Origin of the sequence: Arthrobacter antibioticus, from assembly GCF_030063205.1 — a bacterium.
Taxonomy (GTDB): Bacteria; Actinomycetota; Actinomycetes; order Actinomycetales; family Micrococcaceae; genus Specibacter.
Genome location: NZ_JASISQ010000001.1, coordinates 439,748 through 452,728, shown reverse-complemented (window position 1 = coordinate 452,728; position 12,981 = coordinate 439,748). Strand labels below are relative to the sequence as shown.

Below are 12,981 nucleotides of genomic sequence, written 5' to 3'. Positions count from 1 at the left end.
CCCTAGTCAACACTCTCGAAAATCTCCCCAAACGGAATCTCGGGATCCGTCTGGGCCTGGATCACATGAGAATTAAGGACAACATGGACCCCATGGGTCTTCTCTGCCACTGATTGCAATAGCACGGGAAGCACAGTTGCAATAAAGTCGCTGCTGCGACCCTTGAGATATTCTGCATAGGCAACTGGCAATTCACTCATGTTTCATACTTTAGACCCAGCCCGTCCCGGCCGATAGGTGTTCATGGGAAGTTCTCCCCATTGCCGGAGCGCGCAAGATCCGATGTGCTGATCATTGGGGTACATTCCTTAGAGCGCCAACAAAGACAGTCCCAACGAAAGGCTTAGATCTTGCTCTCCACCAGTGCCAATCCCCACATCGACCCTGCGGAGTTGGCCCACGCACAGCAGGTGGTGCACAGCATCTCGCAGAGTTTCGAAAAAAAGGTGGTTGGCCAGGCACTTTTGCGCGAAACGTTGCTGATCTCCTTGATGACAGGGGGCCACGTGTTGTTGGAGTCGGTGCCGGGTCTGGCGAAGACCACTGCGGCGCAAACCTTGGCCAATTCAATCAGTGCTCTCTTTCACCGGATCCAATGCACCCCGGATCTTTTGCCCAGTGACATAGTTGGCACTCAGATCTACGACGCCGCCCATGGCAGTTTTGTGACTGCGCTTGGACCTGTGCACGCTAACATTGTGCTCCTTGATGAGATCAACCGCTCAAGTGCCAAGACTCAGTCGGCCATGCTTGAGGCCATGGCGGAACGCCAGACAACTATTGGTGGGCAGGTTTATCCATTGCCTTCGCCCTTTATGGTCATGGCCACCCAGAACCCGATTGAGCAGGAAGGCACGTACCAGCTTCCCGAAGCGCAGATGGACCGTTTCATGCTCAAGGACGTCCTGGACTACCCAAGCCCCGCGGAGGAAGCGGAGATCATCAGGCGCATAGACGCCGGAGTGTTCCTTGCGGGAGCCACGCCTTCCCCGGTGGCAACCCTTGAGCAGGTGGTGGCACTGCAGGAAACTGCTAAAAAGGTTTACCTCGATCCATCCTTGGTGAATTATATTGTGGGTCTTGTGTACGTCACCCGGCATGCGCGGGACTACATTGATCCTGCCCTGGCCGGGCTGATCGAATTTGGTGCCAGCCCCCGCGGCAGCATTGCCTTCACTTCGGCCGCGCGCGCACTTGCCCTGCTTCACGGCCGTGACCATGTGATCCCGGAAGATGTGAAGGCCTTGGCAGAGCGGGTTTTGCGGCACAGGCTCATCCTAGGATTTGAGGCCGTGGCACAAAATGTACGAGTGGAAACGATCATTTCCGCCATTGTCGATTCAGTGCAGACACCCTAGGCAGCGGTGGCTAGCTTACTGACGGCGGTGAAATCGAAGATGTTCATTGTGGCTCACCGCAAGGCCCGGGGCATGCTGGAGGGTGAATATGGAGCAATATTTCATGGGCGCAGCCAGGACTTTGAAGACCTGCGCGGCTATGTCCCGGGGGATGAGATTCGTGACATTGATTGGAAAGCCACAGCCCGGACGGGTTCGCCGCTGATCAAACGCTACATAGCCACGCGTAGTCAGCAGCTACTTTTTGTCAGTGACAGTGGCCGGAATATGGCTGCCCAGGCGCGCGGTGGCGAGTTGAAGAAGGATATCGCCGTGATGGCGATGGGTGTCATCGGCTTGCTTGCCATCCGCCACGGTGATTCAGTGGCGCTTGTTCACGGTGACGGAGAAAATTCTATTGCGCTGCCGGCCAAGGGTACGGAGGCGCACCTGGAGCAACTTCTGAAGGGCATGGACGGTGCCTGCCTGACTCGCGGGCCAAGCCAATTGTGCTCCCGGCTGGAATATGTGGCCGCGCACTATAAACAACGCATGCTGCTGGTGGTTGTGGCCGATGAGCTCACTGCAGAGCCGCGCCTTGCCAAGGTGCTGCGCAGGCTCTGTGCCCAACATGAAATCCTATGGCTGCAGATTCAGGATGCTACTTTGGCCGGCCCCGAGGCTGTCTCTGGGGTAGGCGTTGATGTTGCAGGCATGGACACCGTTCTGATGCTGTTGGCGAAGGACCCTGATCTTGCACGCAGCTATTTCAAGGCCGTGGCCCTTCGCGCCCAGGAGCTGGAGACGCTGCTTGGTTCCTGCGGTATTGCCATCTCCAGCGTCGCTGCCACCACCGAAGTTGTGGCGAAGGTGTTTACCCTCTTGGAGAGGCACCGGCGTGGCCGCTGACGGTGTTTTCTTTGCCCCCGTTGGATACTCAATCTGGTGGCCGCTGACGGGTGCTGCCCTGGTGCTGATGTGTCTTGGCTGGATCGTGTGGGTATGGGTTTCCACCAGTGAGCGGGCCACCACCGGCGTGCCTGACTTTGTGCCACCCCGCTATCCCGGGTCTGTGCGGAACAAGTACTTGCAGCTAATCACGGACGTTGAGAACAAGTACGACGTCGGCACCATAGACCAGCGTGCCGCTCACCTTGAGCTGAGCCTGGCAGTGCGAGGCTTTGTTCATGAAGTGACGGGGTTGCCAGCCCAGCGCATGACTCTGACGCAACTAAGAGGAGCGCAGCTTGCTGTGGCTGCTGACGCGGTTGAACTGTTTTATCCCGGCGAGTTCACGGCTCACGGTGGGGGGCTTACGGTCACCGAGGCAACCGGTACAGCGCGGAACGTGGTGGCATCGTGGCACTGAAATATTGGTGGCTGCTGCCCCTGGCCCTGGCCATGATTGTCGCCGTGGCAGTGATTTTCTGGCGCCGAGGCGACTCCACCGTGCCGCGCACGCCAGTGGCCCACGTGGACAGGCTCACCGCACTGCCCGCATACAAGAGAGCCGTGGCGCAGCGCAGGAAATGGTTGCTTGTGGCGCTGGCCGCGCTGGCTGTTCTTGGCCTCTCGCTAGCCGTGGCTGCCGCACGTCCCATCAAAGAAGAAACCTTCAATCCCGAACACGTGAACAGGGACATCATGCTGTGCCTTGACGTATCCGGTTCCATGCTTGGCACCGATGAAGCGATTGTGAGTGTTTTTTCAAAACTTGTTGGCAACTTCAGGGGCGAACGCATTGGCTTGACCATCTTTGATTCCAGCGCAGTCATGGTGTTCCCTTTGACAGATGACTATGAGTTTGTCACCGGTGAGCTCACTGTGGCGCAAAAGGCCTTGGGCATGGACACCTCAACTTTTGAATATTTCGCGGGCACCTATGAAGCGCCCGGATCGTCCTTGATTGGCGATGGTTTAGCGTCCTGCGTCAATGGTTTCCCCGCCACGGCTGATCCTCAACGATCACGATCAATTATTTTTGCCACTGACAACATGCTGGCGGGCAAACCCATTTTTGCACTCTCAGAAGCAGCTTTGCTGGCAAAAAATACGGGTATCCGGGTGTACTCTCTGAATCCCAACGACTTTGGTTCAAAAACGGCGTTTGGTCAGGCCGCTGACGGCCTCAAGAAGACGAGCAGCGGCACAGGCGGCAGTTACCATGCGCTGGAGTCAGACGCGGCAGTTGAGTCCATTGTGAACCAGGTACAAGCCACCGAGAGCTCAAAGTTGCAGGGGGCACCGCAAATCACTGTCCTTGACCAGCCGGGCGGCCCGCTGGGTGCAGCACTGGTGTCGCTGCTACTTTTGGGTGCTGCGACATGGCGGCTGCGCCGATGACCATGACGCCTATCCTGACACCGTGGCTGTTCTGGCCGCTGAGCGTACTCCTTCTAGCGGCAGCTGTGTTGCTAGTTTGGCGCAATCGCAGCTCCGCCAGTTGGCGGTACGCCGCACTGGTGGTATTGCTGATTCTGGCCGGCATGCGTCCAGGTCTCACGGGTGCTACTGCACCCGTGGCCAACACCGAGCTGAACGTATTTTTTGTTGTGGATATGACTCCTAGCTCCTCCGCCGAGGACTACAATTCCAGCTCCCCACGACTTACGGGAATGAAGACGGACATCATGGCGTTGGCCGATGAACTGAGCGGTGCGCGGTTCTCATTGATCACCTTTGACAGCGAAGCTAAAGTTGCGCTGCCACTGACAACTGATGCAACGGCATTGCGAACACTCACACAGGTCATGGCACCGCGCTCCGCTTTCGCTTCGCACGGTAGCAGTATCAGCGTTGCCGATGAGGTGCTGGCGCAGCGACTTACCTCTGCGGAAGCGAGCCACCCTGAAAGGCCGCGGCTTGTCTACTACCTCGGCGATGGTGAACAAACAGCAGCCACCGCCCCAGAACCGTTCACTGAAGCGACGGCCCTCATCGATGGGGGTGCCGTGCTCGGGTACGGAAGCACTGCCGGGGCGAAGATGCGTGATTACTCTTTTGGCACTGACAAACCCGGGCCCTACATTCTGGATAAGAGTGCCGACTATGCCCCTGCCCTGTCAAGGATCGATGAAAAATCGTTAAACAAGATAGCCTCCCAGCTCAATGTCCCCTATATCCACAGGACGGGTCCGGGCTCCATCAGCGGCGCTCTGATCAAGTCAGCACCGCACGCCGCCTCAAAAGCACCAGCACACGCTGACCGGGAGGGCGCTGGACGGTGGGAAGTGTATTGGATATTTGCTTTGGCGGCCTTTGCCGTGGTGCTGTGGGAGTTGGCTGCGCTCACTCGCGCATGGCGCCAGTTGCCGCGTCCTGAAAAAGGTGCACCATGAGCCATCACAATATCCGGCAGAGCTTAAGGCGGCGGCGACGGCGCCTGCTGTGGGGGTCGGCACCCCTGCTGCTATTGGCGATGCTGCTCGCCGTGAAGCTGCTCAGCCTGCCCGTTTCCGCTGGACTGGCGGCTACCGCCTACGCCAATGGAAATGCCGGTGGGACTACGCAGGCTGGTGCACTCATGGGGAGTGCAAATGTTGTTGAACGGTACAAGGCCCACTTCGCACTTGGTGACGGCTTTGTCTTGCACGGGGATTTCGAACAGGCCCGGAAACAGTTTCTCCGTGCCCTGGAGCTTGTCCCCGCTGCCGAGTCCTGCAAGGTACGCGTGAACCTGGTGCTGAGTCTGGAAAAGCTCGGTGATGAGCAAAAAAAAGGCGGCAATACGCCCTCGGCCAAGGAATTTTACGCTCAGGGCAGTGAAGTAGTGGCCCAATCCCCGCGGGACTGCTTCGCACCCAATAGCAAAAATAATAAGGACGGCGAGTCAGCAGCGCTCAAGGATGCCCAAGAGCGCCTGGCCCAGAAGCTCTCAGCCAGCAAGGACGACGGTGATGGCTCGGGCCCGTCTGATTCCGGCACGGAAGAGGATGCCTCAAAACCTCCCTCGGACAGTAAACAAGAGGAACTTGCTGAGACTGGAAAGAAAGCGCAAAAGCAACGCAGCAAGTCTCAGAAGTTGACCGAGGACTACAACGACCCGGAGCCTGAGCAGTACGCCAAACCGTGGTAATCGGCTCATTTTGTGTGAGCTTCCAGACGCCTCGGGTGCAGATAGTTCGGTCAAAGGGCGCAAACTGTGCTCATAGCCGAACGTAATGCATGACATATTCCGTAAACTGAAGACGTAATTCGATGATGACTTGTTATCGCAAGAAAGTCGTGACTAAGCTTGGTCGTACGTTAGTTCCTCAACGTGTGTCAGCGACCTTCTGTTGAATCGAAGGTGTGGGTGCCCCCATGTGGGCCTGACATTTGCTGGCGGATCCAGCTCCTCATGACTGTTTTCTAGGCAGTGTGCTGAGTTGTGAACGCCCCCTCACGAATCAAAGATCGGCTTGTCTTTACCTGTACGGAACAGACGTGTTCTCGCTATGGGTAGAGATCACCGACCCACCCTCAAGGACCAAGCAAATGTCTCCTCCGAGCCTTATTCGGGTGTCGGCGCCATGGACTCAAAGTGCGCCGATAGCCCTGTCTTACGAACTTTTTCCACCCAAAAATGATGTTGCCGAAGTGACGCTGTGGGACACCATTAGGGAGCTGGAGACCACCAACCCTGACTATGTTTCAGTCACCTACGGAGCCAACGGGAGTAACCGGAGCACTGCGGTTGAGCTGCTGAACCGGCTCTTGCATGAAACATCGTTGTTGCCGCTGGCCCACCTGACGTGTGTTGGCAACACTGCCGATGAGCTTGCCAGTATTATCTCCGAACTCCTTGACCACGGTGTCCGTGGCATCCTGGCCCTGCGTGGGGATCTACCCAAGGAATTACCATCAGCGACACGGGCGGGATCACTTAGCTATGCCCAAGACTTGATCGAATTGATCCGCCGCGTGGAGCAGGGCCGTTCGGCGCTGCTCTGCGCCGGCAAGGTTGCCATTGGTGTGGCGGCATACCCGTCGCAGCACCCGGAGTCACCCTCGGTTGAACATGATGTGGAAGTCCTGCTGGCCAAACAGCGCTCGGGGGCGGACTTTGCCATCACCCAAGTGTTCTTCCACGCAAATCAGTACAAGGACCTGCTCAGGCGTGCACGGCGGGCAGGGGTGAGTATCCCCATCATTCCCGGGGTCATGCCGTTCACAAGTCTGCGCCGCGTGCAGCGCTTGGGTGATCTGACAGGTGTTGCTCCTTCAACCTCGCTGCTTGATTCGCTGGGACGTGCCGACAGCGCTGTTGAATGTAGGCGAATTGGCGTATCCGCAACAGTAGATCTAGCCCGTGCGGCACTGGATGCCGGAGCCCCCGGCATCCACCTCTACACCTTCAACGAGCATGCCGCCGCTCTCGAAGTCCTTGACAAGCTTCAGCTCCTGCGTCCGGGGCGGCCGCGCATGGCACCCCGGAATCCAGCCCCCAGCGCTGCACGGTTGGTTACGGCCTAGCCCAGGCGGTCCCAGCTCCGCATATTCTTCACATTTTTCGCCTAAAATATTATTAAGGATCCCACTATGTCCACTGCCCTTGTTTTCCCCTCAGCCTCTTTGCTGGGCTACCCCCGGATTGGCCGCCGTCGCGAATTAAAGAAGGCCGTTGAAGCATTCTGGGCAGGAAAGATTGATCAGAGTGCACTGGAAACCGCCGGTCAAGACATTGCCCTAGGCACCGCCCGCCGTCTCTCTGAACTGGGCTTGACTGAACCTGCCGCGATCCCTGGCACCTTCTCCTTCTACGATCAGGTGCTCGATGCAGCCACTCATATAGGTGCTGTCCCTGCGCGCTTTGGTGAGTTGCGCAATGAAAACGGCCAGCTGGATCTCAACGCCTACTTCACTCTTGCCCGGGGCACAGTGGAGATTCAGCCGCTGGAAATGACTAAATTCTTTGACACCAACTACCACTACCTGGTGCCGGAAGTTGGTCCGGAAACCAACTTCTCGGTGACGTCCAACCGCATTGTTGAACAGTTCGAGTTTGCCCTAGCTAACGGTTTCGAAACACGTCCCTACTTGGTAGGTCCTGTCACCTTCCTGCTGCTGAGCAAGGCATCCGAGGATGCCCCGGCCGGTTTCAACCCGCTTTCACGCCTTGAAGATGTCCTTGAGGTGTACGCGCAACTGCTCACCCGTCTTGGTGCTGCCGGTGCCAGCTGGGTGCAGTTGGATGAGCCAGCCCTTGTCAGTGATCAGGATGTTCCGCTGGCCGAAATCCAGGCAGCAGTCGCCCGGGCGTATGACGTTCTTGGCGATGCCCCAGAGCGCCCGGCGATCCTTGTCTCCACTCCTTTTGGAGCGCTCACAGAACTGCTCCCAACCCTGGCCGCGACGAAGATCCAGGCACTGCACATTGACGTGTTCAAGGGAGCAGTACCTTGCGCTGACAAGCTGGCCCTGCTTGCTGGCAAAATAGTGGTTGCCGGCGTGGTTGACGGCCATAATATTTGGCGCAACGACCTCGCCGAATCGATCAACCGTTTGGAGGCCTTGGCCAGCGCCGGCCTCACAGTGACGGTGTCCACCTCCACCTCCACCCAGCACGTTCCTCATGACGTCACCGAAGAAACCCAGCTTTCAACGCAGCTACGCAGCTGGCTGGCATTCGCAGACCAGAAGGTCACCGAAGTGGTGACGCTGGCAGCGCACCTGGTGGACCCGGCGTCGTCCGCTGCCGCCGTAGCTGAAGCCACAGCCAGCATCGCCTCCCGCGCTGGCGCCAAGGGCGTCAGGCGCCCCGAAGTGCGTGCACGCGTGGCCGCCCTGACCCCAGCAGATTTTAGCCGTTCAGAATACTCGGTTCGTGTTGCTGCCCAAGAAAAGTCACTGGACTTGCCGGCACTACCAACCACCACCATTGGCTCGTTCCCCCAGACAGGGGAGATCCGCTCAGCCCGTGCCCGCGCCAACAGGGGTGCTATCACCGGCGAAGAATACGCGCGGTTGATGAGAGAGGAAATCAAGCGTGTGGTTGACCTCCAGGAAGAACTCGACTTTGACGTGCTGGTTCATGGCGAGCCCGAACGCAACGACATGGTCCAGTACTTTGCTGAGAACCTGGAAGGCTTCGACGTCACTGTTCACGGCTGGGTTCAGTCGTACGGCAGCCGTTGCACCCGCCCCTCAATCCTTTGGGGTGATGTCACCCGCGAGAAGGCAATCACAGTCCAGTGGGCAGAATACGCACAGTCGCTGACGGCCAAACCCATGAAGGGCATGCTCACAGGCCCCGTCACGATCCTTGCCTGGTCCTTCGTCCGTGACGACCAGCCTCTGGGTGACACAGCCAACCAAGTAGGACTGGCCCTACGCGATGAAATCGCTGACCTGGAAGCCGCCGGCATCAAAGTGATTCAGGTGGATGAACCGGCACTTCGCGAACTGCTTCCTCTGCGCCGGGCAGACCAGGGTGCTTACCTTGACTGGTCAGTGAACTCCTTCCGTCTCTCCACCGCAGGCGCCAGCGACGGCACACAGATTCACACCCACCTTTGCTATTCCGAGTTTGGTGTCATTATTGACGCCATTGATGGTCTGGATGCTGATGTAACCTCCATCGAGGCTGCACGTTCCCGCATGGAGGTTGTCAACGACCTGGAAAACCACGGCTTCGGCCGTGGCGTGGGCCCGGGCGTCTACGACATCCACAGCCCCCGCGTCCCCGGACTAAATGAAGTCCGTGAACTGTTGGACACAGCAGTCAAGCACGTCCCTGCCCGCCAGCTCTGGGTCAACCCGGACTGCGGACTAAAGACCCGCGGCTACGCAGAGACCGAAGAGTCACTGCGCAACCTGGTGGCCGCCACCAAGGAAGTCCGCGCGCAGCTGGTCTAGTTCCCGCCCCATCAGTGCAAAACTGTGCCCAAGCCGTCAGTGAGCTGTTCTCCAACAACTTACTGACGGCTTGGCTGCACCACGCGTTACTGCTGTTTGGACGGCGCGGGTAGATTAGGGGCATGAGCGTACAAGAAACCGTGGCTGCGGCAAGAGAAGTTTTCACCAGTGGAAGAACTAAGCCCCTTGCGTGGAGGCTGCGAGAACTCAAAGCCATGAACCAGATGCTGCTGGATCATCAAGATGACTTCAGTGCAGCCCTGGCAGCCGATCTGGGTAAACACCCGGCGGAGGCGTGGCTGACTGAACTGGGTTTCCTTACTGCTGAGATCGCCCACACCATCAAGCACCTGCCCGAGTGGTTAAAGCCACGCAAGGCTGCCGTGCCGTTGGCGCTGCAACCGGCCCATGCCTCAACCGTGCTTGATCCCCTGGGCGTGGTGCTTGTGATTGCCCCGTGGAACTACCCCATTCAGTTGCTTTTAGCTCCGATGATAGGTGCGTTGGCAGCAGGGAACACGGTGGTTGGCAAACCAAGTGAGATGGCACCGGCCTGCTCGGCAGTCCTTGCCCGATGGGTGCCGGAGTACCTTGGCGGTGCTGTGAGCCTTATTGAAGGTGGAGTGCCGGAAACTACTGAGTTGCTGGAGCAGCGCTTTGATCATATCTTCTACACCGGGAACGGGCGCGTGGGCAGAATAGTTATGGCCGCAGCCGCCAAGCACCTGACCCCTGTGACGCTAGAACTGGGCGGGAAGTCTCCTGTTTACATAGATGAGAGCGTTGACATGGTGGCGGCGGCGCGCAGGATTGCCTGGGGCAAGTTCATGAATGCCGGCCAAACCTGTGTGGCCCCTGACTACGTCTTGGGCACTGACACCGCCCTGGCCAAACTTGCCAAGGAACTGCCCGAAGCCATCAATGACCTTTACGGTGTCGAGCCTTCCCACAGTTTGGCCTATGGCCGGATTATCAACGACAGTGCTTATACCCGTTTAGCTGGACTTCTCGCTCATGACCTCCATGACGACGCCGGGTCCGCCCTTGTCAGCGGGGGAGGCATGGATGCCGCCACCCGCTACATTGAACCCACTGTGATCCACGTGGACGCTGAAGCGAAGTTGATGGAGGAGGAGATCTTTGGTCCAGTGTTGCCCCTGATCACTATTGGCTCCGCTGCGCAAGCAATCGACTTCATCAACTGCCGTCACAAGCCACTGGCCCTGTATGTCTTTAGCGAAGATGAAGGTGTGCGCCAGGACTTCCTTGAGCAGACGTCGTCGGGCGCGCTGAGCTTTGGTGTACCAGCGGCACACCTGCTGGTTCCAGGGCTGCCGTTTGGCGGAGTAGGGGAGAGCGGCATGGGCAGCTACCATGGGCAGCATTCCATCGAAACGTTCTCACACCGCAAGGCCGTGCTCCGCAAGTCGCTCTCACCGGACACGCTCTCGCTGATCTACCCGCCGTTTACGTCACTGAAGAAGCAACTCATCAAACGCCTCATCGCACCGGCCCGGAAGTTCGCCAAGGACTAAGAGCCTGAGTGCCTAAGTGCCTAAAGAGCCTAAGTGCCTAAAGAGCCTAAGTGTCAGGGGGTCAGGTCCACCGTGCTGGTGCCTGTCAGTTCCTGGAGGATGTGGGCCAACTTGTCAACGAATACCTCCACACGTGCCGTGCGGTTGTCATTGATGAGCAGGGCAAAGATGTTCCTGGCCAGCCGAATCTCAGGAACGTCCAAAACCACCACGTTATCTGGCCTGCCCGCAAGGGCCAGTTCTGGAACCAGGGCGGCACCCAGGCCCACGCTGGCCATCTGCAGACTGGCGTTGAAGTCATCACTGTAGGAGACCACCCGGGGGTGTAGGTTGCAACTGGCAAAGAGCCGCTCAATCACGGTGGCATCGCTTGTCCCGGGGTGGTGCATGATCCACGGCATATCGGAGAGGTGGGTCGCCTCAACCACCGAACCTGAACGGATACCCCAGGACTTGGGCAAGACCACCCTGAACTTATCGTCCCCAATCCACTGCCGATTGATGGTGTGCGGCCACGCCAACCCGGACTGTCCTACCTGGTAAACCAGCGCAACATCTAATTCGCCACCGGTTCGCAAGCCCCCAATGGTCTGCTGCGGTTCACCCACAGAAACGTGCAAGTTAATGCCAAGACCGGGCCAGTCAGGGCTTCGCAATAGCCGTGGCAGTACATGAGTTGCCAGAGATGGGAAGATACCAAGCCGGAGTTCCTGGCTGGTCCCCTCTTCCGTTCTGGCGCTCGCCGCAAGCAGCGCATCAATGTCTGTAAGAACTTTGGCAGCATGGCGGGACATGACAAGGGCGGCGTCGGTGGGCAGGACGCTGCGGGCCGAGCGGTGGAACAACTTCACGCCGCTGTCACGCTCAAGTGTTGACATCTGCTGTGAAACGGCCGACGCCGTGTACCCCAATTGTGTGGCCGCGGCGGCAAAGGACCCACGGCGAACAACTTCCAACAGGGTCCGCAAATGCACAGGATTGATCACAAGACTCTCTTCTCCAACGGGGACTGAACTTCTTAGCAAGCATAGATTGCCGGTGAGTGCTATCTGCGGCCCCCGCCCAGCACCGACACGCCGGGCACCGTCGACACGCCGCACTATTTTTTGTGGCTAAGTACTGCACACCCTGTGGACAGCTAAGAATCCGCCTTGATTTCTCGCGCTTTTAAATGGATTGGCCTGTGGACGAACGGTGCATAAAATGACATACTTGTAATACATCATGTAGGGGTCAACCTTGGGTGGCTGCACTACATGTAGTATCTATTACAGAATTCAAGTGGTTCCAAAGGAGCCGCTGGAACAGCTCGAACAGCTGGCGAGACCCTGACGCGAACCGTTGGTCCCACAGGCAGCGAGTTAGCCGTTCTTGGCAGCCACAGGCAGTTATATACAAAGGGGATCTCCATCATGACCGTCACGGTTTACACCAAACCTGCATGTGTCCAGTGCAACGCAACGTACCGTGCGTTGGATAAAAAAGGCATCACATATCAGAGCGTGGATATCTCAACTGATCCCGCCGCTCTTGAGCATGTGCTCAGCCTGGGCTACCAGCAGGCACCTGTTGTTATCACGGACGCCGATCACTGGTCAGGATTCCGCCCGGATAAGATTGCCGAATTGGCTGCAGCCGTCGATGGCGCTGCCTTCAACGTCGCGTAGTGAGTATGCAGGCTGTAGCCTGCAAGCTCACCATAATTTTACGTGCGCATAGCGCACACAAGTGGGGCTAATCCAACAAGCGGTTGGCCCCACAACCGCAAGTAAGTAGTTGGAAAGCGAAAGCCATGTCAGCCGTTGCAGCAGAACCCGCAGTAACAGCGATAACTTCTCGATACACCAGCAGCCGATTGATTTATTTCTCGTCAGCTTCCGATAACACCCACCGTTTCGTCATGAAATTGGGGTTGGAAGCGGCGCGGTTGCCGATTTATACCTCTGAAGAAACCCTTCTGGCGCAGGAACCCTTCGTTTTGATCTTGCCCACCTATGGTGGGGAAACTCGGCGAGGAGCCGTGCCAAAACAGGTCATCAAATTCCTTAACGTGGCGGACAATCGAAAGCTAATCCGTGGCGTTATCGGCGCAGGGAACACAAATTTTGGCGAAACCTATTGCCTCGCCGGTGACATAGTCGCCGAGAAGTGCAATGTACAGCATTTATACCGTTTTGAACTCATGGGCACATCTGAGGATGTGGACCGCGTTCACGAAGGATTGGAAGAATTTTGGACACGATTGTCTCAGAACAAGACTCAACAATGAAGTC

13 protein-coding genes are annotated in these 12,981 nt (G+C 57.7%); 11 read left to right on the top strand and 2 right to left on the bottom strand.

The window, feature by feature from the left end:
* Window positions 1-2: 2 nt before the first annotated feature.
* Window positions 3-200 (bottom strand): hypothetical protein, encoded by a 198-nt coding sequence (locus QMG40_RS02085; protein WP_283527420.1) that lies wholly within the window; start codon window positions 198-200, stop codon window positions 3-5.
* A 150-nt stretch (window positions 201-350) separates the two neighbouring features.
* Between QMG40_RS02085 and QMG40_RS02080 the strand changes: the two genes are divergently transcribed.
* From QMG40_RS02080 to QMG40_RS02040, 9 genes are all read left to right on the top strand, one after another.
* Window positions 351-1,358: an AAA family ATPase gene (locus QMG40_RS02080; RefSeq protein WP_283527418.1), complete on the top strand. Its 1,008-nt coding sequence runs from the start codon at window positions 351-353 to the stop codon at window positions 1,356-1,358.
* Between the two features lie 27 nt (window positions 1,359-1,385).
* Window positions 1,386-2,246 (top strand): DUF58 domain-containing protein, encoded by an 861-nt coding sequence (locus QMG40_RS02075; protein WP_349361584.1) that lies wholly within the window; start codon window positions 1,386-1,388, stop codon window positions 2,244-2,246.
* Window positions 2,236-2,706 carry a hypothetical protein gene (locus tag QMG40_RS02070; protein WP_283527414.1) on the top strand — a complete coding sequence of 157 codons (471 nt, stop codon included), beginning with the start codon at window positions 2,236-2,238 and terminating at the stop codon, window positions 2,704-2,706. Before QMG40_RS02075 ends, QMG40_RS02070 begins: the two co-directional genes overlap by 11 nt.
* Complete coding sequence (locus tag QMG40_RS02065; RefSeq protein ID WP_283527412.1) at window positions 2,697-3,680, top strand: VWA domain-containing protein; 984 nt, start codon at window positions 2,697-2,699, stop codon at window positions 3,678-3,680. The genes QMG40_RS02070 and QMG40_RS02065 overlap by 10 nt, the downstream gene beginning before the upstream one ends.
* Entirely contained in the window at window positions 3,677-4,675 is a 999-nt protein-coding gene (locus QMG40_RS02060) for a VWA domain-containing protein (RefSeq protein ID WP_283527410.1), read from the top strand. Before QMG40_RS02065 ends, QMG40_RS02060 begins: the two co-directional genes overlap by 4 nt.
* Entirely contained in the window at window positions 4,672-5,412 is a 741-nt protein-coding gene (locus QMG40_RS02055; protein ID WP_283527408.1) for a tetratricopeptide repeat protein, read from the top strand. The genes QMG40_RS02060 and QMG40_RS02055 overlap by 4 nt, the downstream gene beginning before the upstream one ends.
* Window positions 5,413-5,813: 401 nt before the next feature.
* Window positions 5,814-6,791: a methylenetetrahydrofolate reductase gene (locus QMG40_RS02050; RefSeq protein ID WP_283527406.1), complete on the top strand. Its 978-nt coding sequence runs from the start codon at window positions 5,814-5,816 to the stop codon at window positions 6,789-6,791.
* A gap of 66 nt (window positions 6,792-6,857) precedes the next feature.
* Window positions 6,858-9,173 (top strand): 5-methyltetrahydropteroyltriglutamate--homocysteine S-methyltransferase, encoded by a 2,316-nt coding sequence (gene metE / locus QMG40_RS02045; RefSeq protein ID WP_283527404.1) that lies wholly within the window; start codon window positions 6,858-6,860, stop codon window positions 9,171-9,173.
* A gap of 122 nt (window positions 9,174-9,295) precedes the next feature.
* The gene (locus tag QMG40_RS02040; protein ID WP_283527402.1) at window positions 9,296-10,708 is read left to right on the top strand and encodes an aldehyde dehydrogenase family protein; all 1,413 of its coding nucleotides are present in this window, start codon (window positions 9,296-9,298) and stop codon (window positions 10,706-10,708) included.
* A 53-nt stretch (window positions 10,709-10,761) separates the two neighbouring features.
* Here QMG40_RS02040 and QMG40_RS02035 read toward each other — a convergent pair whose 3' ends face one another.
* On the bottom strand, window positions 10,762-11,694 hold the full coding sequence (locus QMG40_RS02035) for a LysR family transcriptional regulator (protein WP_283527400.1): 933 nt from the start codon (window positions 11,692-11,694) through the stop codon (window positions 10,762-10,764).
* Window positions 11,695-12,120: 426 nt separating this feature from the next.
* Between QMG40_RS02035 and nrdH the strand changes: the two genes are divergently transcribed.
* Both nrdH and nrdI read left to right on the top strand, forming a co-directional pair.
* Window positions 12,121-12,375: a glutaredoxin-like protein NrdH gene (gene nrdH / locus QMG40_RS02030; protein WP_283527397.1), complete on the top strand. Its 255-nt coding sequence runs from the start codon at window positions 12,121-12,123 to the stop codon at window positions 12,373-12,375.
* A 125-nt stretch (window positions 12,376-12,500) separates the two neighbouring features.
* A complete protein-coding gene (gene nrdI / locus QMG40_RS02025; protein ID WP_283527395.1) occupies window positions 12,501-12,977 on the top strand; it encodes a class Ib ribonucleoside-diphosphate reductase assembly flavoprotein NrdI in 477 nt (158 codons plus the stop codon).
* The last annotated feature ends 4 nt before the right edge of the window (window positions 12,978-12,981 follow it).

Bases quoted from the DNA above. Each gene is read 5' to 3' on its own strand.
- QMG40_RS02040 (WP_283527402.1), top strand. From the start codon at position 9,296: ATGAGCGTACAAGAAACCGTGGCTGCGGCAAGAGAAGTTTTCACCAGT.
- QMG40_RS02050 (WP_283527406.1), top strand. From the start codon at position 5,814: ATGTCTCCTCCGAGCCTTATTCGGGTGTCGGCGCCATGGACTCAAAGT.
- QMG40_RS02055 (WP_283527408.1), top strand. From the start codon at position 4,672: ATGAGCCATCACAATATCCGGCAGAGCTTAAGGCGGCGGCGACGGCGC.
- metE (WP_283527404.1), top strand. From the start codon at position 6,858: ATGTCCACTGCCCTTGTTTTCCCCTCAGCCTCTTTGCTGGGCTACCCC.
- nrdI (WP_283527395.1), top strand. From the start codon at position 12,501: ATGTCAGCCGTTGCAGCAGAACCCGCAGTAACAGCGATAACTTCTCGA.
- nrdH (WP_283527397.1), top strand. From the start codon at position 12,121: ATGACCGTCACGGTTTACACCAAACCTGCATGTGTCCAGTGCAACGCA.
- QMG40_RS02060 (WP_283527410.1), top strand. From the start codon at position 3,677: ATGACCATGACGCCTATCCTGACACCGTGGCTGTTCTGGCCGCTGAGC.
- QMG40_RS02085 (WP_283527420.1), bottom strand. From the start codon at position 200: ATGAGTGAATTGCCAGTTGCCTATGCAGAATATCTCAAGGGTCGCAGC.